Here is a 250-nt window from a genome sequence, read left to right as displayed (position 1 = left end):
CTACTGAACCTATGGAAAAAGCGGGTAAGGCAAGGAAAACACTTGTGGCAATGACTGCTCTTGTTATTCTTTTCTTTATTCCTGTATTTAGCAGCTATAATTCTGAAGAAGCTAAAAGTATTGAGGCATTAAGCCATCAGATAACTGTACTGGAAAGCAGCATAAAAAAGGAAACCAACGCTGCAACAATTGATACCTATCAGGCACAAATTGTTAAAACAAAAACTGAGCTGGAAACAATCAAGCATCC

The 250-nt window shown here is 37.6% G+C and carries 1 pseudogene; it reads left to right on the top strand.

Annotated elements, in window-relative coordinates:
- Positions 1 to 250, top strand: a pseudogene (locus SB679_RS25575) (hypothetical protein); the annotation flags it as partial.

The sequence above is a fragment of the Chryseobacterium sp. SIMBA_029 genome, assembly GCF_046535275.1.
Taxonomy (GTDB): Bacteria; Bacteroidota; Bacteroidia; order Flavobacteriales; family Weeksellaceae; genus Chryseobacterium.
Note: the sequence above shows the minus strand (reverse complement) of the source record. Positions and strands in the feature narration are given on the sequence as shown.